Source organism: Pseudomonas farris (assembly GCF_019145235.1).
Taxonomy (GTDB): domain Bacteria; phylum Pseudomonadota; class Gammaproteobacteria; order Pseudomonadales; family Pseudomonadaceae; genus Aquipseudomonas; species Aquipseudomonas farris.
In genome coordinates, this window is sequence record NZ_JAHSTV010000005.1 from 377,928 (window position 1) to 401,042 (window position 23,115).

21 protein-coding genes are annotated in these 23,115 nt (G+C 59.4%); 11 read left to right on the forward strand and 10 right to left on the reverse strand.

Annotation, left to right across the window (positions count from 1 at the left end; translation table 11 throughout):
• Positions 1-38: 38 nt before the first annotated feature.
• From rseP to rpsB, 8 genes are all read right to left on the reverse strand, one after another.
• Positions 39-1,391, reverse strand: a complete 1,353-nt coding sequence (rseP, locus tag KVG95_RS13105; RefSeq protein ID WP_052966365.1) for an RIP metalloprotease RseP — start codon at positions 1,389-1,391, stop codon at positions 39-41.
• A 50-nt stretch (positions 1,392-1,441) separates the two neighbouring features.
• Positions 1,442-2,632, reverse strand: a complete 1,191-nt coding sequence (ispC, locus tag KVG95_RS13110) for a 1-deoxy-D-xylulose-5-phosphate reductoisomerase (RefSeq protein ID WP_217856741.1) — start codon at positions 2,630-2,632, stop codon at positions 1,442-1,444.
• Positions 2,629-3,432, reverse strand: a complete 804-nt coding sequence (locus KVG95_RS13115) for a phosphatidate cytidylyltransferase (protein WP_217856742.1) — start codon at positions 3,430-3,432, stop codon at positions 2,629-2,631. Before KVG95_RS13115 ends, ispC begins: the two co-directional genes overlap by 4 nt.
• Complete coding sequence (uppS, locus tag KVG95_RS13120; RefSeq protein ID WP_008015050.1) at positions 3,432-4,187, reverse strand: polyprenyl diphosphate synthase; 756 nt, start codon at positions 4,185-4,187, stop codon at positions 3,432-3,434. Before uppS ends, KVG95_RS13115 begins: the two co-directional genes overlap by 1 nt.
• Positions 4,188-4,200: 13 nt before the next feature.
• Positions 4,201-4,758, reverse strand: coding sequence for a ribosome recycling factor (gene frr / locus KVG95_RS13125; RefSeq protein WP_007907979.1), 558 nt, complete (start codon positions 4,756-4,758; stop codon positions 4,201-4,203).
• The gene (pyrH, locus tag KVG95_RS13130) at positions 4,755-5,498 is read right to left on the reverse strand and encodes a UMP kinase (RefSeq protein ID WP_003172271.1); all 744 of its coding nucleotides are present in this window, start codon (positions 5,496-5,498) and stop codon (positions 4,755-4,757) included. The genes frr and pyrH overlap by 4 nt, the downstream gene beginning before the upstream one ends.
• A 210-nt stretch (positions 5,499-5,708) precedes the next feature.
• Positions 5,709-6,572 (reverse strand): translation elongation factor Ts, encoded by an 864-nt coding sequence (gene tsf, locus KVG95_RS13135; RefSeq protein WP_217856743.1) that lies wholly within the window; start codon positions 6,570-6,572, stop codon positions 5,709-5,711.
• A gap of 192 nt (positions 6,573-6,764) precedes the next feature.
• Positions 6,765-7,502: a 30S ribosomal protein S2 gene (gene rpsB, locus KVG95_RS13140; protein ID WP_007907989.1), complete on the reverse strand. Its 738-nt coding sequence runs from the start codon at positions 7,500-7,502 to the stop codon at positions 6,765-6,767.
• A 373-nt stretch (positions 7,503-7,875) separates the two neighbouring features.
• Here rpsB and map point away from each other — a divergent pair, with 373 nt between their 5' ends.
• The 7 genes from map (at position 7,876) to KVG95_RS13175 (ending at position 16,216) form a co-directional block, all read left to right on the forward strand.
• Complete coding sequence (gene map, locus KVG95_RS13145; RefSeq protein ID WP_052966361.1) at positions 7,876-8,658, forward strand: type I methionyl aminopeptidase; 783 nt, start codon at positions 7,876-7,878, stop codon at positions 8,656-8,658.
• Positions 8,659-8,703: 45 nt separating this feature from the next.
• Positions 8,704-11,406: a [protein-PII] uridylyltransferase gene (locus tag KVG95_RS13150; protein ID WP_217856744.1), complete on the forward strand. Its 2,703-nt coding sequence runs from the start codon at positions 8,704-8,706 to the stop codon at positions 11,404-11,406.
• A 167-nt stretch (positions 11,407-11,573) separates the two neighbouring features.
• On the forward strand, positions 11,574-12,773 hold the full coding sequence (gene dapC, locus KVG95_RS13155; RefSeq protein WP_217856745.1) for a succinyldiaminopimelate transaminase: 1,200 nt from the start codon (positions 11,574-11,576) through the stop codon (positions 12,771-12,773).
• A gap of 259 nt (positions 12,774-13,032) precedes the next feature.
• Complete coding sequence (locus KVG95_RS13160; RefSeq protein WP_033056306.1) at positions 13,033-13,395, forward strand: ArsC family reductase; 363 nt, start codon at positions 13,033-13,035, stop codon at positions 13,393-13,395.
• Positions 13,396-13,428: 33 nt separating this feature from the next.
• Positions 13,429-14,463 carry a 2,3,4,5-tetrahydropyridine-2,6-dicarboxylate N-succinyltransferase gene (gene dapD, locus KVG95_RS13165; protein ID WP_048393760.1) on the forward strand — a complete coding sequence of 345 codons (1,035 nt, stop codon included), beginning with the start codon at positions 13,429-13,431 and terminating at the stop codon, positions 14,461-14,463.
• 146 nt (positions 14,464-14,609) lie between these two features.
• Positions 14,610-15,815, forward strand: a complete 1,206-nt coding sequence (locus tag KVG95_RS13170; RefSeq protein WP_217856746.1) for an aminotransferase class V-fold PLP-dependent enzyme — start codon at positions 14,610-14,612, stop codon at positions 15,813-15,815.
• Positions 15,812-16,216: a SufE family protein gene (locus tag KVG95_RS13175; RefSeq protein ID WP_217856747.1), complete on the forward strand. Its 405-nt coding sequence runs from the start codon at positions 15,812-15,814 to the stop codon at positions 16,214-16,216. Before KVG95_RS13170 ends, KVG95_RS13175 begins: the two co-directional genes overlap by 4 nt.
• Before the next feature lie 32 nt (positions 16,217-16,248).
• Here the strand turns inward: KVG95_RS13175 and tcdA are convergent, their stop codons facing one another.
• Positions 16,249-17,058: a tRNA cyclic N6-threonylcarbamoyladenosine(37) synthase TcdA gene (gene tcdA, locus KVG95_RS13180; RefSeq protein ID WP_187326390.1), complete on the reverse strand. Its 810-nt coding sequence runs from the start codon at positions 17,056-17,058 to the stop codon at positions 16,249-16,251.
• Positions 17,059-17,351: 293 nt separating this feature from the next.
• Here tcdA and KVG95_RS13185 point away from each other — a divergent pair, with 293 nt between their 5' ends.
• From KVG95_RS13185 to KVG95_RS13200, 4 genes are all read left to right on the forward strand, one after another.
• On the forward strand, positions 17,352-19,943 hold the full coding sequence (locus KVG95_RS13185) for a glycosyltransferase (protein ID WP_217856748.1): 2,592 nt from the start codon (positions 17,352-17,354) through the stop codon (positions 19,941-19,943).
• 219 nt (positions 19,944-20,162) lie between these two features.
• Positions 20,163-21,314: a succinyl-diaminopimelate desuccinylase gene (gene dapE / locus KVG95_RS13190; RefSeq protein ID WP_217856749.1), complete on the forward strand. Its 1,152-nt coding sequence runs from the start codon at positions 20,163-20,165 to the stop codon at positions 21,312-21,314.
• On the forward strand, positions 21,314-22,123 hold the full coding sequence (locus KVG95_RS13195; RefSeq protein ID WP_217856750.1) for a putative RNA methyltransferase: 810 nt from the start codon (positions 21,314-21,316) through the stop codon (positions 22,121-22,123). Before dapE ends, KVG95_RS13195 begins: the two co-directional genes overlap by 1 nt.
• A gap of 83 nt (positions 22,124-22,206) precedes the next feature.
• Positions 22,207-22,584, forward strand: coding sequence for a hypothetical protein (locus KVG95_RS13200; protein ID WP_008070352.1), 378 nt, complete (start codon positions 22,207-22,209; stop codon positions 22,582-22,584).
• 159 nt (positions 22,585-22,743) lie between these two features.
• Here KVG95_RS13200 and KVG95_RS13205 read toward each other — a convergent pair whose 3' ends face one another.
• On the reverse strand, positions 22,744-22,953 hold the full coding sequence (locus KVG95_RS13205; protein ID WP_007964248.1) for a cold-shock protein: 210 nt from the start codon (positions 22,951-22,953) through the stop codon (positions 22,744-22,746).
• Positions 22,954-23,115 lie beyond the last annotated feature (162 nt).

Genomic DNA, 23,115 nt, shown 5'->3' on the forward strand with positions numbered 1-23,115 from the left:
TGCCGCAAAATGCGGCAGATTCGCAATTCAGCGAAGCGTTACAGTCGACCCAGATCATTGACCAGAGCAAGTAACATCACCCCGACCACCAAACTGATTCCGATCTGTATCCCCCAACCTTGCACCCGATCCGACAAGGGACGACCACGCGCCCACTCGATCAGATAAAACAACAAATGCCCCCCATCCAGTACAGGAATGGGCAACAAATTCAGAACCCCCAAGCTAATACTCAGATAAGCAAGGAAATTCAGGAAATCAGCGACGCCCGACTGGGCAGAAGCGCCCGCCACTTTAGCAATGGTTATCGGTCCACTCAAGTTTTTTACCGAGAGCTCACCGAACAACATTTTCTTGAGCGAATCGAGGGTCAGTACGCTCATGGTCCAGGTACGTCGGGCACCCTCGCCAATCGCAGCCACCGGACCGTAACTGACTTCGCGAATCATCTCTGGTGGCCAATCGACCGCTTTCACCCCGGCGCCCAGATAACCACTGGGTGACTTGCTCTCGCCGCGAGCGGCCAACGTCACAGGGACGTCGATTTGAGCACCATCGCGCTCGACACGCAGCATGATTTTGGTATCCGGATGCATACGGACGATATCGACTACTTGCTGCCAGTCGTCCAGCGCCTTGCCATCAAGGGCCAACAAGCGGTCACCCGGCTTCAGGCCCGCAGCCTTCGCCGGCCCTTTCGGATCAAATTCGGCCAGGACTGGAGGCAACGCCGGACGCCAAGGACGAATACCCAGCGAGCGAATCGGATCTGGCTCCTCAGCACCCTTGAGCCACTTGTCCAGCACCAGCTCACGGGGTGAGTCCACCGTGGAGCCCTGTTCGCGGACCAGCAATTGAAGGGAACCGCTCTCACCCAGACGACGGATCAGCTGCAGGTTCACCGCGGCCCAACCGGAGGTTGGCTCGCCATCGATGGCCATAATTTCCTGGCCCGGGCTCAAACCTGCCTTGGAGGCAATACTGCCGGACTCGACCGCACCGATAACCGGCCGCACCTGCTCGCTGCCCAGCATTGCCAATGCCCAGAAAAACACCATTGCCAATAGAAAGTTGGCGATCGGGCCGGCTGCAACGATGGCGATGCGCTGACGGACAGATTTGCGATTGAAGGATTGATCGACCTGATCGGCCGGGACCTCGCCTTCGCGCTCGTCGAGCATTTTCACGTAGCCACCCAACGGGATGGCGGCGATCACGAATTCAGTGCCTTTGCTGTCGTGCCAGCGCAGCAGCGGCATACCGAAGCCCACGGAGAAACGCAGCACTTTGACCCCACAGCGACGCGCGACCCAGAAATGGCCGAACTCGTGGAAGGTAACCAGCACACCCAGCGCTACCAGGGTGCCGACAATCATATAGAGCGCGCTCATGTATTTTCTCCGCAACTATCGGTGCTGCATGGGGCAACGTATTGCAGCACTTATCGCCCGTGACGGCTCAGCCATTGCCCGGCCAGTACCCGTGCTTTCGCATCAGCCGTAAACACTGCCTCGAGATCATCTACCGCAACCACAGGCTCGAGGTTCAACACTTCCTCGATAATACTCGCGATTTCCAGGTAGCGAACCCGTCCGTCGAGAAAGGCCGCCACAGCCACTTCATTCGCGGCATTGAGCATGGCCGGCGCGCTGTTGCCAGCCTCGGCGGCTTGACGCGCAAGGCGCAGGCAAGGGAAACGTTCTTCATCCGGCGCCTGGAAATCCAGGCGAGCGATGGCAAACAGGTCCAGCGGCGCAACACCCGAGTCGATTCGCTCTGGCCAGGCCAGGGCATTGGCAATCGGTGTGCGCATGTCCGGATTGCCCAACTGCGCCAACACTGAGCCATCGACGTAGTCGACCAGCGAATGAATCACGCTCTGCGGGTGAATCACCACTTCGACCTGGGAAGGCGTGGCGTCGAACAGCCAGCAGGCCTCGATCAGCTCGAGCCCTTTGTTCATCATGCTGGCCGAATCCACCGAAATTTTGCGCCCCATGGACCAATTCGGGTGCGCACACGCTTGCTCGGGGGAAACATGCGCCAGCTCGACCATTGGCGTCTGCCGGAACGGGCCGCCAGAGGCTGTCAGTAAAATCCGGCGCACACCGACCGCACCAAGTCCACGGGCGAAATCCTGTGGCATGCACTGGAAAATCGCGTTGTGCTCGCTGTCGATCGGCAGCAGCACTGAACCGCTTTTGCGCACGGCCTGCATGAACAGCGCACCGGACATCACCAGTGCTTCTTTATTGGCCAGAAGAATTTTCTTGCCGGCCTCGACCGCCGCCAGGGTCGGACGCAAGCCTGCAGCACCAACAATGGCCGCCATCACCGCATCGACTTCCGGATCGGAGGCGACCTGACACAAGCCCTCCTCCCCCACCAGAACGCGGGTCGACAGACCGGCCGCGCGCAAATCGTCCTGCAAGCCCCGGGCAGCGGCAGATTCCGGCACGACCGCGAAGCGCGGCGAATGACGCACACACAGCGCCAGCAACTCACTCAAACGAGTGAAACCGCTCAAGGCGAAAACCTGATAACGCTCGGGATGACGGGCAATGACGTCGAGAGTACTCAGACCAATCGAACCGGTCGCTCCCAGCACGGTAATCTGTTGTGGGCGGCTCATGCTGCCATCCACAGCAGCACAGCGAATACCGGAATCGCCGCCGTCAGGCTATCGATGCGGTCCAGGACGCCGCCGTGGCCGGGCAGCAGATTACTGCTGTCCTTGATCCCCGACTGGCGCTTGAACATGCTTTCGGTGAGGTCGCCCACCACTGAAATGAATACGATAATTGCGGCACCGAACAGGCCCATCAGCATCTGAGCAAAACTCCAGTCCCGCACAAAACCGACGATTGCTGTAATCACCAGACTCAGCAACAAGCCACCGTACACGCCTTCCCAGCTCTTGCCAGGGCTGACCTGTGGCGCCAGTTTGCGCTTGCCGAAGGCCCGGCCGGAAAAGTACGCACCGATATCAGCACCCCAGACCAGCACCATCACCGCCATGATCAGCCAGTTACCCAAGGGCTCCTGCTTGATCAACACCAGACCTTGCCAGGCGGGTAACAGAATCAACAAACCGATTACCAGCTTGCAGGCTGCGCTAGCCCAGTGTTCGCTGGACTGTGGATAAGTCAACACCAAGTACGTGGCCACGCCCCACCAGAGCACCGAAGCGCCCAACACCCAAGGCGCGAGCCCCGGCAGGATGTGCATGACAAACAGCATCAACGCGACCACAGCTGCATAGGCAACGCGGATCGACTGAGCAGTGAAACCTGCCAGGCGCGCCCACTCCCATGCCCCGAGCGTCACCACCAGCCCGATGAACAGCGCAAAACCGGACCCTTCGAGCAGGAAAAACCCGCCCAAGGCGATCGGCAGCAGGATCAGCGCCGTGATGATTCGTTGTTTAAGCATTAAACCCGGGCTCCAGCCTCGACCTGCTCGCTCGTTTTACCGAAGCGACGCTGGCGAGAAGCGAAATCAGCTAGCGCATTGCGCATGGCGTCGTGTTTGAAGTCCGGCCAGAACAGGTCGGAGAAGTACAACTCGGCGTAAGCCAGTTGCCACAGCAGGAAGTTGCTGATGCGATGCTCGCCACCGGTACGGATGCACAAGTCCGGCAACGGCAGATCACCGGTCGCCAGACAGGTTTGCAGCAGCTCAGGGGTAATGTCCTCCGGACGCAGATGCCCGGCCTGAACTTCTCGGGCCAGGCGCTGCGCGGCTTGCGCGATATCCCACTGACCGCCGTAGTTGGCGGCGATCTGCAGGACAAAGCGGTTGGCACCGACAGTCATCGCCTCGGCTTCGCGCATGGCGGCCTGAAGCTCCGGGTGAAAACGCGAACGATCGCCAATGATGCGCAAACTGATGTTGTTGTCGTTGAGGCGCTTGGCCTCGCGACGCAACGCCTTGAAGAACAAATCCATCAAGGCACTGACCTCATCGGCCGGGCGCTGCCAGTTCTCGCTGGAGAAGGCGAACAAGGTCAGTACTTCGACCTTGGCCTCGGCACACACCTCGATTACCGCACGCACTGCATCCACACCCGCTTTATGCCCGGCGACACCCGGCATAAAGCGTTTTTTCGCCCAGCGATTATTACCATCCATGATGATCGCGACATGGCGCGGCACCGCGGACGGCGCAGTCTGCTTTGTCTTATCCATTAAAACGTGACCCTTATACGGCCATCAGGTCTTTTTCTTTCTGCGCCAAATTCGCGTCGATTTCAGCCACGTACTTTTTGGTCAGATCATCAATTTCGCCAGTAGCGCGACGTTCTTCGTCTTCGCTGATTTCCTTTTCCTTGACCAGATCCTTGAGCTGGCTGTTCGCATCACGACGGATGTTGCGCACCGCAACACGGGCATCTTCAGCGACATCGCGAGCCTGCTTGGTGAAGCCCTTGCGGGTTTCTTCGGTCAGGGCCGGCATGGAGATCAGCAGCAACTCACCCAGGTTGGTCGGGTTGAGGTTCAGACCCGCGCTACCGATGGCTTTGTCGACGGCACCCAGCATGTTGCGCTCGAAGGCAACTACTTGCAGGGTACGGGCGTCTTTAACGGTGATGTTCGCCACCTGTTTGATCGGAGTATCGGAGCCGTAGTACGGAACCATCACACCTTCCAGAATGCTTGGGTGCGCCTGGCCCGTACGAATACGACCGAAGTTATGCGCCAGCGATTCCACGGATTTTTTCATGCGCTCTTGAGCGTCTTTCTTGATTTCGTTGATCATTGTTGGCCTTCCTCGATCAGGGTCCCTTCAGCGCCGCCATGTACGATGTTCAGTAGGGCGCCGGGCTTGTTCATGTTAAATACGCGCAACGGCATCTTGTGGTCGCGGCACAAGCAAATAGCCGTCAAATCCATTACACCCAGCTTGCGATCCAGTACTTCATCATAAGTCAGATGATCGAACTTCTCGGCATGCGGGTCTTTGAATGGATCAGCCGTGTAAACGCCATCGACCTTGGTTGCCTTGAGCACGACGTCAGCGTCGATTTCGATTGCACGCAAGCAGGCTGCCGAATCCGTGGTGAAGAACGGATTACCAGTACCGGCCGCAAAAATCACGACTTCCTTGGCGTTCAGGTGGCGCATGGCTTTGCGGCGATCGTAGTGATCGGTCACACCAACCATGGAAATGGCCGACATCACGATGGCCGAGATATTGGCACGTTCCAGCGCATCGCGCATCGCCAAGGCGTTCATCACAGTGGCCAGCATGCCCATGTGGTCGCCAGTAACCCGATCCATGCCCGCCGCGCTGAGCGCCGCGCCGCGGAACAGGTTGCCACCACCAATCACCAGACCGACCTGAACACCGATGCCGACCAGCTGGCCAACTTCCAGCGCCATGCGATCCAGAACTTTGGGGTCGATCCCGAACTCTTCCGAGCCCATCAGGGCCTCGCCGCTAAGCTTGAGTAGAATGCGTTTATAGCGAGCCTGATAACCACTGCCCTGCTGAGCCATTGCGAATCTCTCCTGCGGCGTATTTTAAAAATTCTTTGCGAGCTGTTTACAGCTGGCGTTCACTCTAGCTTGGCACTGCTTCAGCGCCATCGGAACATGGCTTTGTAAGCCAGTTCCAAAAGGAAACCAATTAAAATTGGCAACCCCATCTGAAAAGAGGCTGCGCGCGTGAGCGGGCAGCCTCTTCAGGGCGACAGTTAAAAAACCGTCTTATTGCTTGGCGGCAGCCAGCTGGGCAGCAACTTCTTCAGCGAAGTTGTCGACCGGCTTCTCGATGCCTTCGCCTACTTTGAAGTAGGTGAAAGAAACGATTTCTGCACCGGCTTTCTTGGCCAGTTCGCCAACCTTGATTTCAGGGTTCTTGACGAACGCCTGCTCAACCAGGCTCGCTTCAGCCAGGAACTTGCTGATACGACCTTTGACCATGTTTTCAACGATGTTTTCTGGCTTGCCAGCGATCTTGTCAGCGTTGAGGGTCAGGAACACGCCTTTCTCGCGCTCGACCGCTTCAGCGGAAACTTCCGATGGCAGCAGGAATTCAGGGTTGGTGGCCGCTACGTGCATAGCGATGTCCTTGGCCAGCTCAACGTTGCCGCCTTTAAGAACAACCGCGACACCGATCTTGTTGCCGTGCAGGTAACCACCAACAACATCACCTTCAACGCGAGCCAGGCGACGGATGTTGACGTTTTCGCCAACCTTGCCCACCAGAACCAGACGATCGGCTTCTTGGGATTCGATCAGCGGAGCGACGTCAGTCAGCTTCTCAGCGAACGCTTTTTCTACGCTGGAAGCAACAAATGCCTTGAAGTCGTCTTGCAGGGCCAGGAAGTCGGTCTGCGAGTTCACTTCCAGCAGAACGGCGGATTTACCGTCTTCTTTAAGAGCGATCGCGCCTTCAGCGGCAACGTTGCCAGCTTTTTTGGCAGCCTTGATGGCGCCCGAAGCACGCATGTCATCAATGGCTTTTTCGATGTCGCCGCCAGCCTTGGTCAAGGCCTTTTTGCAGTCCATCATGCCTTCGCCGGTACGCTCGCGCAGTTCTTTGACCAACGCTGCAGTAATCTCTGCCATTTTAAAATTCCTCTTGGATAGGTTTTCAACCATTCCACCCGATCGAACGGGCGTTCAATTCTTCCCGAACCACCCTTGTTAGCCGCTGCACGTTACAAATGCTGTAGCTGCGCTGCTCACAAATGGTTTTCGAGGTGGCAAAAAGGGGGCCAAGCCCCCTTTTTGCTTACTGAGTCAACGCCAGGGCGTCAATTACTCAGCTGCAGCTGCCGGAGCTTCTTCAACGAACTGCTCGGTGCCGCCAGCAACGTGGTTGCGACCGCGGATTACAGCGTCAGCCATCGAACCCATGTACAGCTGGATAGCGCGGATTGCGTCATCGTTGCCTGGGATGATGTAGTCAACGCCTTCCGGGCTGCTGTTGGTATCGACTACGCCGATAACCGGGATGCCCAGCTTGTTGGCTTCGGTGATCGCGATGCGCTCGTGATCAACGTCGATAACGAACAGAGCGTCTGGCAGACCGCCCATGTCCTTGATACCACCCAGGGAACGATCCAGCTTCTCAAGATCGCGAGTGCGCATCAGCGCTTCTTTCTTGGTCAGCTTGGCGAAAGTACCGTCTTCGGCTTGCACTTCAAGGTCACGCAGACGCTTGATGGAAGCACGGATGGTTTTGAAGTTGGTCAGCATGCCGCCCAACCAGCGGTGATCGACGTACGGCGAACCGCAACGTGCTGCTTCTTCAGCAACGATCTTGCCAGCGGAACGCTTGGTGCCGACGAACAGAATCTTGTTTTTGCCCTGGGCCAGACGCTCTACGAAAGTCAGAGCTTCGTTGAACATTGGCAGGGTTTTTTCAAGGTTGATAATGTGGATCTTGTTACGCGCGCCGAAAATGTATTTACCCATTTTCGGGTTCCAGTAACGGGTCTGGTGACCGAAGTGCACACCGGCCTTCAGCATATCGCGCATGTTGACTTGGGACATGATAGTTCCTTAATAAGTCGGGTTTGGCCTCCACGTATCCCAATGACCAACCAGCAGCATCAGCTGAAGGCACCCAGGTCATCGTGTCGACACGTGTGTGGATTTAAGCTTTCTAGGGTATCCCCGGAAAGCGGCGCATTTTATATCACAAGGCAGAAAAAAACGGAACCCGGATTCTGAAAACCTGGGGAAAGCTTTTGGCCCCCGCCTTGGAATCCCCCCAGAATGCGCCATCCTATAAAGAGAAGCGATGCACAGAGGCTCAGATTTGCGCTGATCGTCTGATAGAATCGTGTTTTTCAGGGTCGCGACAATTATTCGCGCAATGCCCATTTCGTTTTAGAAGGCGCCATTGAGCGCAGAGAGAGCCTGTATGACCGTCACCCTCAAAACCCCAGAGGACATTGCAAAAATGCGGATCGCCGGCAAATTGGCCGCCGATGTGCTGGAAATGATTGCTGATTATGTCAAACCGGGTGTCACCACCGAAGAACTGGACCGCATCTGCCATGACTATATCGTCAATGAGCAGAAAGCCATCCCTGCCCCGCTCAACTACAAAGGCTTCCCGAAGTCGATCTGCACCTCGATCAACCACGTGGTCTGCCACGGCATCCCGAACGAGAAACCGTTGAAGGATGGCGATACGCTGAACATCGACGTCACCGTGATCAAAGACGGCTACCACGGCGACACCAGCCGCATGTTCCACGTCGGTTCCGTGCCGGTCTGGGCCGAGCGTCTGTCCCAGGTGACTCAGGAATGCATGTACAAGGCCATCGAACTGGTCAAACCCGGCTGCCGCCTGGGCGATATCGGTGAAGTGATCCAGAAGCACGCGGAAAAGAACGGCTTCTCGGTGGTTCGCGAGTTCTGCGGCCACGGCATCGGCAAGGTGTTCCACGAAGAACCGCAGATCCTGCACTACGGCCGCGCCGGCACCGGCATGGAACTGAAAGCCGGCATGACCTTCACCATCGAGCCGATGATCAACCAAGGCAAGGCCGACACCAAAGTGCTGGGCGACGGCTGGACCGCCATTACCAAGGACCGCAAGCTGTCGGCACAATGGGAACACACCCTGCTGGTGACCGAAACCGGTTATGAGATCTTCACTTTGCGCAGCGACGATACCATCCCGCGCGTTTCGGCCTGATCCCGCCCGCTCCGCTCCCAGCCTTATAGAAAGGAAAGCCAATCGATGCCGCAGGTGGATCCCGAACTCTTCGACCGCGGCCAGTTCCAGGCTGAACTGGCCTTGAAGGCAAGCCCTATTGCTGCTTTCAAGAAGGCGATCCGTCAGGCCCGCGAGGTGCTCGACGAGCGGTTTCGCAGTGGCCGGGACATTCGCCGGCTGATCGAGGATCGCGCCTGGTTTATCGACAACATCCTGCAACAGGCCTGGGAACAGTTTAACTGGAGCGAAGACGCCGATATCGCCCTGGTGGCGGTCGGCGGCTACGGTCGCGGCGAGTTGCACCCCTATTCCGACATTGATCTGCTGATTTTGCTGGACAGCGCCGATCACGAAATTTTTCGGGACTCCATCGAACGCTTTCTGACGTTGCTGTGGGACATCGGCCTGGAAGTCGGCCAGAGCGTTCGCTCGGTAGACGAATGCGCCGTCGAGGCCCGTGCCGACCTGACGGTCGTCACCAATCTGATGGAAAGCCGCACCATTTGCGGCCCCGAGCGTCTGCGTCAGCGCATGCTGGATGTCACCAGCACCGCGCACATGTGGCCGAGCAAGGACTTCTTCCTGGCCAAGCGCGCCGAGCAAAAGGCCCGTCACCACAAATACAACGACACTGAATACAACCTGGAACCCAACGTCAAAGGCTCGCCCGGTGGTCTTCGGGATATTCAGACGATTCTGTGGGTGGCCCGTCGCGAATACGGCACCCTGAACCTGCGGGCCCTGGCGGGTGAAGGTTTCCTGGTGGAGAGCGAAAACGCCCTGCTGGCCTCGTCCCAGGAGTTTCTGTGGAAGGTACGTTACGCCCTGCACATGCTCGCCGGCCGCTCCGAAGACCGCCTGCTGTTCGATCACCAGCGCTCGATTGCAGGGCTGCTGGGTTTCAAAGGCAATGACGCCAAACAAGCCATCGAAAACTTCATGCAGCAGTACTACCGGGTGGTCATGAGCATTGCCCAGCTCAGCGACCTGATCATCCAGCACTTCGAAGAAGTGATCCTGGCCCCCGAAGACGAAGCACCGCCGCAACCGATCAACTCGCGGTTCCAGCTGCACGACGGCTACATCGAGGCGCGTAGCGACAACGTGTTCCGCCGTACGCCATTCGCCATGCTCGAGATCTTTGTGCTGATGGCCCAGCAACCGGAGATCAAAGGCGTACGCGCCGATACCATCCGCCTGCTGCGCGAGAATCGTCATTTGATCGATGACGATTTCCGCAACGATATTCGTAATACCAGCCTGTTCATCGAGCTGTTCAAGTGCAAGATCGGCATCCACCGCAATCTGCGGCGGATGAACCGTTACGGCATCCTTGGGCGCTATCTGCCGGAGTTCGGTTTCATTGTCGGGCAGATGCAGCATGACCTGTTTCACATCTATACGGTCGACGCGCATACCCTGAACCTGATCAAACACCTGCGTAAGTTGCAGTACACCCAGGTGTCGGAAAAATTCCCGCTGGCCAGCAAGCTCATGGCCAAACTGCCCAAACCCGAGCTGATTTACCTGGCCGGTCTGTATCACGACATCGGCAAGGGTCGGCATGGCGATCATTCGGAAATCGGCGCCGTGGATGCCGAAGCCTTTTGCCAGCGCCACCAATTGCCGGTGTGGGACAGCCGCCTGATCGTGTGGCTGGTGCAGAACCATCTGATGATGTCGACCACGGCCCAGCGCAAGGACCTGTCCGACCCACACGTGATTCACGATTTCGCACAGACCGTCGGCGATGAAACCCGCCTCGATTATCTGTATGTGCTGACCGTTGCGGACATCAACGCGACCAACCCGACGCTGTGGAACTCCTGGCGCGCGAGTCTGTTGCGCCAGCTCTACACCGAGACCAAGCGCGCCTTGCGTCGTGGCCTGGAAAACCCGGTGGATCGCGAAGAGCAGATCCGCCAGACCCAGAGCGCTGCACTGGACATTCTGGTACGCGGCGGCAACGACCCGGACGATGTCGAGCAGTTGTGGGCGCAATTGGGCGATGACTACTTCCTGCGCCACACCGCCGGCGATGTGGCCTGGCACACTGATGCGATCCTGCAGCAGCCGGCCGATGGCGGCCCGCTGGTACTGATCAAGGAAACCACCCAGCGCGAGTTCGAGGGCGGTACGCAGATATTCATCTATGCACCGGACCAGCACGACTTCTTCGCCGTGACGGTGGCGGCGATGGACCAGCTCAATCTGAACATTCACGACGCCCGGGTCATCACCTCCAGCAGCCAGTTCACCCTCGACACCTATATCGTGCTCGACACTGATGGCGACTCGATCGGCGACAACCCGGCACGGGTCAAGCAGATCCGCGAAGGTCTGACCGAAGCCCTGCGCAACCCGGACAACTACCCGACCATCATCCAGCGTCGGGTGCCACGCCAGCTCAAGCATTTCGCGTTTGCGCCACAGGTGACGATCCACAACGACGCTCAGCGTCCGGTGACCGTGTTGGAGCTTAGCGCCCCGGATCGCCCCGGCCTGCTGGCACGGATCGGCACGATCTTCCTCGAGTTCGACCTGTCGTTGCAGAACGCCAAGATTGCCACTCTGGGCGAGCGCGTGGAAGACGTGTTCTTCATCACCGACGCGAACAATCAGCCGCTGTCCGACCCGTTGCTGTGCAGCCGTTTGCAGGATGCAATCGTCAAGCAGCTGAGCGTCAGCCAGGAACCCGATATCAAACTGTCGCGACTCAGTATCTGAATTAATAACTTTCCCTGTGGGAGCGCCTGTGGCGAGGGGGCTTGCCCCGTTTGAGTGCGTAGCACTCACAAGATCTTTGGTACATCAGAGAATTTGGGGCTGCTTTGCAGCCCAACGGGGGCAAGCCCCCTCGCCACAAGCTCGCCCCCACATTGAACGAGGCCTCCATGAACAACGCTCTGAACCAGTTGCAGCCCTACCCGTTCGAAAAGCTCCGCGCCCTGCTCGGCAGCGTTACGCCAAACCCGGACAAACGCGCCATCGCGCTGTCCATCGGCGAGCCGAAACACCGTTCGCCGAGCTTCGTCGCCGAAGCACTGGCGAGTAATCTGGATCAGATGGCCGTATACCCGACCACCCTCGGCATCCCGGCCCTGCGTGAAGCCATTGCCGCCTGGTGCGAACGTCGCTTCAGCGTCCCGAACGGCTGGCTCGACCCTGCGCGCAACGTGTTGCCAGTTAACGGCACCCGTGAAGCGCTGTTCGCCTTCACCCAGACCGTGGTCAATCGTGGCGACGAGGCCTTGGTGGTCAGCCCGAACCCTTTCTATCAGATCTACGAAGGTGCCGCGTTCCTCGCCGGTGCCAAGCCGCATTACCTGCCATGCCTGGATGAAAACGGCTTCAACCCGGATTTCGACGCCGTTTCGCCAGACATCTGGAAACGCTGCCAGATCCTGTTCCTGTGCTCGCCGGGTAACCCGACCGGTGCCCTGATTCCTGTCGACACCCTGAAGAAGCTGATCGCCCTGGCCGACGAATACGACTTCGTGATCGCCGCCGACGAGTGCTACAGCGAGCTGTATTTCGACGAACAAACCCCACCGCCAGGCCTGCTCAGTGCGTGCGTGGAACTGGGCCGCAAGGACTTCAAGCGTTGCGTGGTGTTCCACAGCCTGTCCAAGCGCTCCAACCTGCCGGGCCTGCGTTCAGGTTTTGTCGCCGGCGATGCAGATATTCTCAAAGGCTTCCTGCTCTATCGCACCTACCACGGCTGCGCGATGCCGGTTCAGACCCAACTGGCCAGCGTTGCCGCATGGAATGATGAAGTGCATGTGCGCGCCAACCGCGCGCTGTATCGCGAGAAATACGATGCGGTGCTGGAGATTCTCAGCCCGGTGATGGATGTGCAGCGTCCGGACGGTGGTTTCTACCTGTGGCCTAGTGTGGATGGCGATGATGCGGCGTTCTGCCGGGATCTGTTCGAGCAAGAACACGTGACTGTCGTGCCGGGCTCCTATCTGTCCCGCGACGTGGATGGCGTCAATCCGGGTGCCGGGCGTGTGCGTTTGGCGCTGGTGGCACCGCTGGCTGAATGCGTAGAAGCGGCCGAACGCATTCGCAATTTCATACAGCGCCGCAAATAACAGCCTCGCCCCTACATAAATTCCAGGCGCTGCGCCCGCAGCGCCTTCAAACGCACACGCCGCCCCAGCAATCGTTGCCCCCCATTTGAAGTGCCATATTTGCCGTTTAGACTGAAGTCTGACCGCTGCCCCGATGTCGCACGAAACATCTGATGGCGCCAAGTCAAAAGACAAACCCGACCACAGCCGACGCGAAACCGTCCGGTCATGGCATAATCCGTCACCTTTTATTTTCAGCACCTGCAAAGGGGGCAATTCCTTGACCGTTTCAAGCAAAACGTTGCACCTTTTCGGCATCAAAGCCTGCGACACCATGAAAAAGGCGCGCACCTGGCTCGATGAACACGCTGTCAGCTATGACTTCCATGATTACAAAACGGTCGGCATCGACCGTGAACACCTGAACCAATGGTGCGACGAGCACGGCTGGCAAGTGGTGTTGAACCGTGCAGGCACGACCTTTCGCAAGCTCGACGACGAACGTAAAGCCGATCTCGACCAGCCGAAAGCCATCGAACTGATGCTCGCGCAACCCTCGATGATCAAGCGCCCGGTGCTCGATCTCGGTGACCGAACCCTGATTGGCTTCAAGCCAGATATCTACGCGGCCGCACTCAAGTAAGGCAGCCCGTTCCATTTTGTTAGAGGTATCAACATGTCCACTACCCTGTTCAGCCTGGCCTTTGGTGTCGGCACTCAAAACCGTCAAGGCGCATGGCTGGAGGTGTTTTACGCGCAGCCACTGCTCAATCCATCGGCCGAACTGGTCGCTGCCATTGCGCCGGTTCTGGGCTACACCGACGGCAATCAGGCCATCGCCTTCAGCACCGCTCAGGCGTCCCAACTGGCTGAAGCGCTGAAAGGCGTCGACGCTGCCCAGGCTGCGCTGCTGACCCGTCTGGCTGAGAGCCACAAGCCATTGGTCGCCACTATTTTGGCCGAAGACGCTCAGCTGACTTCCACGCCTGAGGCTTACCTCAAGCTGCATTTGCTGTCTCATCGCCTGGTCAAACCGCATGGCCTGAACCTGGCCGGCGTGTTCCCGCTGCTGCCAAACGTAGCCTGGACCAGCCAGGGCGCGATCGACCTGGCCGAACTGGCCGAGCATCAGCTGGAAGCCCGCCTGCGCGGCGAGCTGCTGGAAGTGTTCTCGGTGGACAAGTTCCCGAAAATGACCGACTACGTGGTACCGGCCGGCGTGCGTATCGCTGACGCGGCGCGTATTCGTCTGGGCGCTTACGTGGGCGAAGGCACCACCGTGATGCACGAAGGTTTCGTCAACTTCAACGCCGGCACCGAAGGCCCGGGCATGATCGAAGGTCGTGTCTCGGCGGGCGTGTTCGTTGGCAAGGGTTCGGACCTGGGCGGCGGTTGCTCGACCATGGGCACCCTGTCGGGTGGCGGCAACATCGTGATCAAGGTCGGCGAAGGCTGCCTGATCGGCGCCAACGCCGGTATCGGTATCCCGCTGGGCGATCGCAACACTGTTGAGTCGGGCCTGTACGTGACCGCCGGCACCAAGGTTGCGCTGCTGGACGAGCACAACAAACTGGTCAAAGTCGTTAAAGCCCGTGAACTGGCCGGTCAGCCTGACCTGCTGTTCCGCCGCAATTCGGAGACCGGTGCCGTGGAGTGCAAAACCCACAAATCGGCCATCGAACTGAACGAAGCGCTGCACGCTCACAACTAAGCAGAGCGTCAAACGATCACCTGATCTTGTAGGAGCGAGGCTTGCCCGCGAAGCTTTTGGCGACCTCAAGGGCCCCTTCGCGAGCAAGCTCTGCTCCTACACAGGTCAGGCGTTCCACCCGCCCATGTTCACCAGGGCCCAATAGCATGATGATTCCCTCTCCCTGGCGCGCCGATTTTCCGGCCCTCGCCGCATTGCAACGGCAAGACCAGACTTATCTGGACAACGCCGCCACCACGCAAAAACCTCAAGCCCTGCTGGATGCCCTGGCGCATTACTACGCCAACGGCGCGGCCAACGTGCATCGGGCGCAACACTTGCCCGGCGCCCATGCGACCCAGGCGTTCGAGGACAGCCGCAGCAAAGTTGCGCAATGGCTCAATGCCGGCGATTGCGGACAGATCATCTTTACCCACGGCGCGACGTCCGCGCTGAACCTCCTGGCCTATGGCCTGGAACACGTATTCAATCCGGGCGATGAAATTGTCATCAGCGCTCTGGAGCACCACGCCAACCTGTTGCCGTGGCAGCAACTGGCCCACCGTCGCGACTTGAAGCTGGTGATCCTGCCGCTGGATGCCGACGGTTTGATTGACCTTGAAGCCGCCACTCACCTGATCGGCCCGCGTACCCGCCTGCTGGCGGTCAGCCAGCTGTCCAACGTGCTCGGAGCCTGGCAGCCGTTGCCCGCGTTACTGGCAATGGCCAAAGCGCACAACGCGCTGACCGTGGTCGACGGCGCTCAAGGCGTGGTGCATGGTCGGCATGACGTGCAGGCGCTGGGCTGCGACTTCTATGTGTTTTCCAGCCACAAGCTCTACGGCCCGGATGGCCTGGGTGCGATGTTCGGTCGTCATGAAGCGCTTGAGCAACTGCGTCCGTGGCAGTTCGGCGGCGAAATGGTGCTGGATGCCAACTACCACGACGCACGCTTTCGTCCTGCGCCGCTGGGGTTCGAGGCGGGTACGCCACCGATTTCCAGCGTGATTGGCCTGGGGGCGACCCTGGATTATCTGGCCGGGCTGGATCAGAACGCCGTGTCCGCCCACGAAGCCGCGTTGCATGACTATTTGCTCAAAGGCCTTGAGGCGCGCAACGGCATCCGGTTGCTGGGCAAGCCGCAACTGGCGCTGGCCAGTTTTGTCGTCGAGGGTGTGCATAACTCTGATCTGGCGCATTTGCTGACCGAACAGGGAATCGCCGTTCGCGCCGGTCATCATTGCGCCATGCCGTTACTCAAAAGCTTTGAACTGGCCGGGGCGATTCGGGTGTCGTTGGCGTTGTACAACGATTCCGAAGACCTCGAGCGCTTTTTTGAAGCGCTGGATCAGGCCCTGGAGTTGTTGCGATGACCTTGCCCGCCGATGCCGTCATGGCGCTGGATACTTTTCAGAAGACTGCGAGTTGGGAACAGCGGGCGCGGTTGCTGATGCAATGGGGCGACCGCCTGCCAGCGTTGCGCGATGTGGATAAAGTCGAGGCCAACCGCGTGCATGGCTGTGAAAGCCAGGTGTGGCTGGTCGGCGCGCTGCAGGACGGTCATTGGCAGTTCAGCGCCAGCAGCGATGCACGCTTGATTCGCGGGTTGGTGGCGCTGCTGCTGGCACGGGTCAATGGGTTGTCCGCTGCCGAGTTGCAGCAGGTGGATTTGCCGGACTGGTTTAATCAGTTGGGCCTGTCGCGGCAGTTGTCGTCGTCGCGCAGCAATGGCCTTAATGCCGTGCTACAGCGGATGCGTGAGCTAGCGCACTGATCATTCCCACGCTCTGCGTGGGAATGATCCGGTTAGGCCGGTTTGACCCGATCCGCCGGGCGCCGAACCCCGGCCACAATCTTATCCACAGCCTTGGTCGCCGCGACCATGCCAAACGTCGCCGTCACCATCATCACCGCGCCAAAGCCCCCGGCGCAGTCGAGCTTCACGCCATCCCCGACAAAACTCTTCTGCAAGCAAATGCTGCCATCCGGTTTCGGGTAGCGCAGTTGCTCGGTGGAAAACACGCAGGGCACGCTGTAGTGACGGGTCACGGTGCGGGAGAAGCCGTAGTCGCGGCGTAGCGTGGAGCGCACTTTCGACGCCAGCGGATCGTTGAACGTGCGGTTCAGGTCGCAGACCTGGATCAGTGTCGGGTCGATCTGCCCGCCCGCGCCGCCGGTGGTGATGATCTGGATTTTGCGTCGCTTGCACCAGGCGATCAGCGCCGCTTTGGCGTTGACGCTGTCGATGCAGTCAATCACGCAGTCGATGTTCGGCGTGATGTACTCGGCCATGGTTTCGCGGGTGACGAAGTCCGCCACCGCATGCACCGTGCAGTCCGGGTTGATCCCGCGCAGGCGCTCGGCCATCACCTCGACCTTGGGCTTGCCGACGGTGCTGTCCAGCGCATGCAGTTGACGGTTGACGTTGCTGACGCAGACGTCATCCAGGTCGAACAGCGAAATCTCGCCCACGCCACACCGGGCGACAGCTTCCGCCGCCCAGGAACCGACGCCACCGACGCCGACGATCGCCACATGGGCCGCGCGCAAACGCTCCAGGCCTTCGATGCCATACAAGCGGGCGATGCCAGCAAACCGCGGATCTTCTGTACTCATGACCATTACCCCAAAAACCGGCGCGCATTATAGGGCCGTCGGCGGTCAAGAGCACCTTTGGGCTATGGACGGCAGTCTTGACGGCTTCAAATGACTACAAATTATTGGAATTGGGCTATAGCGCCCCGGTCAAAGAACTTAAGTCGACCTGGATTGCCCAATGTCGGGCGTTTCCCTGTTCGCTGTACGGTCAGAGAACCTCCAGTGTAGGATGCGCGCCCCTGCCACCTGCCACCTGGCAGCCGGCCGCCAACCGTTCCTTCGTTCCACAGCCTTTGGAACCCGAAAAAGCTATGTCATCGCGTAAATTTGGACTCAACCTGGTCGTGGTGCTCGCCATCGCAGCCTTGTTTACCGGCTTCTGGGCGCTGGTCAATCGCCCGGTTACCGCCCCCAACTGGCCTGAACAGATCTCCGGCTTTTCGTACTCGCCGTTTCAACAAGGCCAGTACCCGCAAAAAGCCCAGTACCCGACCGACGATGAAATGCGTCGCGATCTGGAGATCATGAGCAAGCTGACGGACAACATCCGGACCTACTCGGTCGACGGCACCCTGGAGAACATTCCCAAACTGGCGGAAGAATTCGGTCTGCGGGTAACCCTGGGGATCTGGATCAGCCCGGACGAAGAGCGCAACGAGCGCGAGATCACCCGCGCCATCGAAATCGCCAACACCTCGCGCAGCGTGGTTCGTGTGATTGTCGGTAACGAGGCGATCTTCCGTAAGGAAATCACCGCGGCGGAGCTGAGCCTGATCCTGGATCGCGTCCGCGCGGCCGTAAAGGTTCCGGTCACCACCTCTGAACAGTGGCACGTCTGGGAAGAAAACCCGAGCCTGGCCAAGCACGTCGACCTGATCGCCGCTCACGTCCTGCCCTACTGGGAATTCGTTCCGGTGGACAAGGCCGGTCAGTTCGTCCTCGACCGCGCCCGCGACCTGAAAAAGATGTTCCCGAAAAAACCGCTGCTGCTCTCCGAGGTTGGCTGGCCGAGCAACGGCCGCATGCGCGGTGGCGCCGATGCGTCGCCGGCGGACCAGGCGATTTACCTGCGCACGTTGGTCAACAAGCTCAACCGCCAAGGCTTCAACTACTTCGTGATCGAAGCGTTCGACCAGCCGTGGAAGGCCAGTGACGAAGGTTCGGTGGGCGCGTATTGGGGCGTGTTCAACGCCGCTCGCCAGCAGAAATTCAACTTCGAAGGCCCGGTCGTCGCGATCCCGCAATGGCGCGTGCTGGCTATCGGCTCGGTCGTGCTGGCCCTGCTGTCGCTGACCCTGCTGATGATCGACGGCTCGGCCCTGCGTCAACGTGGCCGCACCTTCCTGACCTTTATCGCGTTCCTGTGCGGTTCGGTGCTGGTGTGGATCGGTTATGACTACAGCCAGCAATACAGCACCTGGTTCAGCCTGACCGTGGGGTTCTTGCTCGCCCTCGGTGCACTCGGGGTGTTTATCGTTCTGCTGACCGAGGCCCATGAACTGGCCGAAGCGGTCTGGACCCACAAACGTCGGCGTGAATTCCTGCCAGTGGTGGGCGATTCGCACTACCGTCCGAAGGTGTCGATCCACGTACCTTGCTACAACGAGCCGCCAGAGATGGTCAAACAGACCCTCAACGCCCTGGCCAACCTCGACTATCCGGACTTTGAAGTCCTGATCATCGACAACAACACCAAAGACCCGGCGGTCTGGGAACCGGTACGCGATTATTGCGAAACCCTCGGCCCGCGCTTCAAGTTCTTCCACGTGGCACCGCTGGCCGGCTTCAAGGGCGGCGCGCTGAACTACCTGATTCCGCACACCGCCAAGGATGCCGAAGTGATTGCGGTGATCGACTCGGACTACTGTGTCGACCCGAACTGGCTCAAGCACATGGTGCCGCACTTCGCCGATCCGAAAATCGCCGTGGTGCAGTCGCCGCAGGATTACCGCGACCAGAACGAAAGCACCTTCAAGAAGCTCTGCTACGCGGAATACAAAGGCTTCTTCCACATCGGCATGGTCACCCGCAACGACCGTGATGCGATCATCCAGCACGGCACCATGACCATGACCCGGCGCTCGGTGCTCGAGGAACTGGGCTGGGCCGACTGGTGCATCTGTGAAGACGCCGAGTTGGGTCTGCGCGTGTTCGAAAAAGGTCTGTCGGCGGCGTATTACCACACCAGCTACGGCAAAGGCCTGATGCCCGATACCTTTATCGACTTCAAGAAACAGCGTTTCCGCTGGGCCTACGGAGCGATTCAGATCATCAAGCGTCACACCGCCAGCCTGCTGCGCGGCAAGGACACCGAACTGACCCGTGGCCAGCGTTACCACTTCCTCGCGGGCTGGTTGCCGTGGGTGGCGGACGGCATGAACATCTTCTTCACCGTCGGCGCGTTGTTGTGGTCGGCGGCGATGATCATCGTGCCGCAACGGGTCGATCCACCGCTGCTGATTTTCGCAATCCCGCCGTTGGCGCTGTTCGTGTTCAAGGTCGGCAAGATCATCTTCCTGTACCGTCGCGCGGTTGGAGTCAACCTGAAGGATGCGTTCTGCGCGGCATTGGCAGGGCTGGCGTTGTCGCACACCATCGCCAAAGCGGTGTTGTACGGCTTCTTCACCAGCAGCATTCCGTTCTTCCGCACCCCGAAAAACGCCGATAACCACGGCTTCTGGGTCGCGATTTCGGAAGCGCGCGAAGAAGTATTCATCATGCTGCTGTTGTGGGGCGCTGCGCTGGGGATCTTCCTGGTGAACGGTTTGCCGAGCAACGACATGCGCTTCTGGGTGGCCATGTTGCTGGTGCAATCGCTGCCGTACCTGGCGGCGCTGATTATGGCGTTCCTGTCGTCGCTGCCAAAACCGGTGGCCGAAGCCACGACCGCACCGGCTGTCTAAATCAGTACAGATGCACTAAACGGCGGCCAATGGTCGCCGTTTTGCTTTAAGATAACCGCCATTTTGCAGGCCTTGGCCGGGCACGTACCAACGGCCAAACGCCATACCTGTGGGAGCGGGCTTGCTCGCGAAGCTTTTGGCGTCAGTAATGGCCCCTTCGCGAGCAAGCCCGCTCCCACATTTAGCCCGCGCCCATATTTCATGTTTTCGGAGCTTTCCATGACGGCCCACGCCGACCTTTCGCCGACCCTTCAACTCGCCATCGACCTGATCCGCCGTCCGTCCGTGACGCCGGTCGACGCCGATTGCCAGAAGCAGATGATGCAGCGCCTGGGCGATGCCGGTTTCAAGCTGGAACCGATGCGCATCGAAGATGTGGATAACTTCTGGGCGACCCACGGTAAACACGAAGGCCCGGTGCTGTGTTTCGCCGGTCACACCGACGTGGTCCCGACCGGTCCGGTAGCCGCCTGGCAGATCGATCCGTTCAACGCGGTGATCGACGAGCACGGCATGCTCTGCGGCCGTGGCGCGGCGGACATGAAAGGCAGCCTCGCGGCCATGACCGTAGCCGCTGAGCGCTTCGTCACCGACTACCCGGACCACAAGGGCAAGGTCGCTTTCCTGATCACCAGCGACGAAGAAGGCCCGGCACATCACGGCACCAAGGCAGTGATCGAACGCCTCGCCGCCCGTAAGGAACGTCTGGACTGGTGCATCGTCGGCGAACCGTCGAGCACTACCCTGGTGGGTGACGTGGTCAAGAATGGCCGTCGCGGTTCCCTCGGCGCCAAATTGACCGTACACGGTGTGCAAGGTCACGTGGCGTATCCGCACCTGGCGAAGAACCCGATCCACCTCGCTGCTCCGGCGCTGGCCGAACTCGCCGCCGAGCACTGGGATCACGGCAACGATTTCTTCCCCCCTACCAGTTTCCAGATCTCCAACGTCAATTCCGGCACCGGCGCGACCAACGTGATTCCGGGTGATCTGGTGGCGGTGTTCAACTTCCGCTTTTCCACCGAGTCCACCGTCGAAGGCCTGCAAAAGCGCGTCGCCGATATTCTCGACAAGCATGGTCTGGACTGGCACATCGACTGGGCGCTGTCCGGCCTGCCGTTCCTCACCGAACCGGGCGCCCTGCTCGACGCGGTATCGGCGAGTATCAAGAACATCACCGGTCGCGAGACCAAGGCCTCCACCAGCGGCGGTACTTCCGACGGGCGCTTCATCGCGACCATGGGTACACAAGTGGTCGAACTGGGCCCGGTCAACGCGACGATCCACCAGGTCAACGAGCGCGTGCTGGCGGCCGATCTCGACGTGCTGACCGAAATCTACTACCAGACCCTGATCAAGTTGCTCGCCTGATGCTTGCGTGTCCGATCTGCAGCGAACCGCTGAACGCGGTGGACAACGGCGTGGCTTGCCCCGCCGGGCATCGTTTCGACCGTGCGCGGCAGGGTTACTTGAACCTGTTGCCGGTGCAGCATAAAAACAGCCGCGACCCTGGGGATAACCTGGCGATGGTCGAAGCCCGTCGCGACTTTTTGAACGCCGGCCATTACGCGCCGGTGGCCAAGCGTCTGGCGCAACTGGCGGCGCAATACGCGCCCCAACGCTGGCTGGACATCGGTTGTGGCGAGGGTTACTACACCGCGCAAATCGCCGAAGCCTTGCCCAATGCCGACGGCTACGCCCTGGACATTTCCCGGGAAGCGGTCAAACGCGCCTGCAAACGCAACCCTGCGCTGACTTGGTTGATCGCCAGCATGGCGCGAGTGCCGTTGGCCTCCGCCAGTTGTCAGTTTCTCGCCAGCGTTTTCAGCCCGCTGGACTGGGAAGAAGCCAAGCGCCTGCTCAGCCCCGGCGGCGGCTTGATGAAAGTCGGGCCGACCAGCGGCCATCTGATGGAATTGCGCGAGCGGCTGTACGACGAAGTGCGCGAGTACACCGACGATAAGCATTTGGCGCTGGTGCCGGAAGGCATGGCGCTGCAGCACAGCGAAACCCTGGAGTTCAAACTGACGCTTGCCAGTGGTCAGGATCGCGCGAACCTGTTGGCCATGACACCCCACGGCTGGCGCGCCAGTGCCGAACGCCGGGCAGCCGTCATCGAACAGGCCGAGCCGTTCGAGGTCACCGTGTCGATGCGCTACGATTATTTTGTTCTTCAATAAACTCTAAAATTTGGTCTTGAGCAAACAGCTTGAGGCCGGCTAAATCCGCGAATGGATTTTTCAGACCCGCAGTGAGGACATCCATGCGCCAACCCGATATCGAGATTTACCTGAAAGACGCCGACGTCGACTACAAGGCCATCGCAGCCTGGCTCGGCGCAGCTTTAGGCCCGTGCACCGATTGGGTTCAGAAAGGCCAGACTTACAAGTGCAAGGCCGGCAGCGTGCCGGTGACCTGGCTGCCGAAAGCCGTCGGCAAATGGAACAGCCTGTACCTGGAAAGCGACCAGACCCCATGGGAAGACGACATCGCCTGCGCCCGCGCAGCCTTTGCCGCGCTGAACGTCGAAGTGCGTTGCGCGCCGGGCAGCTGGGTCGAGGAAGAGGGTGAAGAGACGGCTGATCGCTGGATGCGCATCAGCGCCGATGGTGAAGAAGAAATCACCTGGAAAACCGCGTAAAAAATCCGTACGACGGACGTATGCACAACGCGGATCAAATGTGGGAGCGGGCTTGCTCGCGAATGCGGTGTGTCAGTCAAAATTGATGTCGACTGACGCACCGCGTCGCAGCCAGCCTCCATGAGCACGACCAGTTTTGTGTAATGTGAAGGGTTGTGTTTACAAGCCCACCACATCCTCAGCCTGCAAGCCCTTCTCGCCGGTCACCACTGCATACTCAACCTGCTGACCTTCAGTCAGCGAGCGATGCCCTTCGCCGCGGATCGCGCGGTAGTGCACGAACACGTCCACCCCGTCCTCGCGCTGAATGAAGCCATAGCCCTTGGCGTCGTTGAACCACTTCACATTGCCGGTTTCGCGTGTTGCCATTTGTTCATACTCCCTTTTTATTATTGATCGGGCTTTTCGCAGGAAAGCCTCGGGAACGTCAGCCTGCGCATACCGGTCCCATGAGGGCAACGGCGACAGAGTGCCGAGTATATGACAGGCACCAGAACTCTCAATAGGAGTTTACTTCGCTGCTTTTTTGCC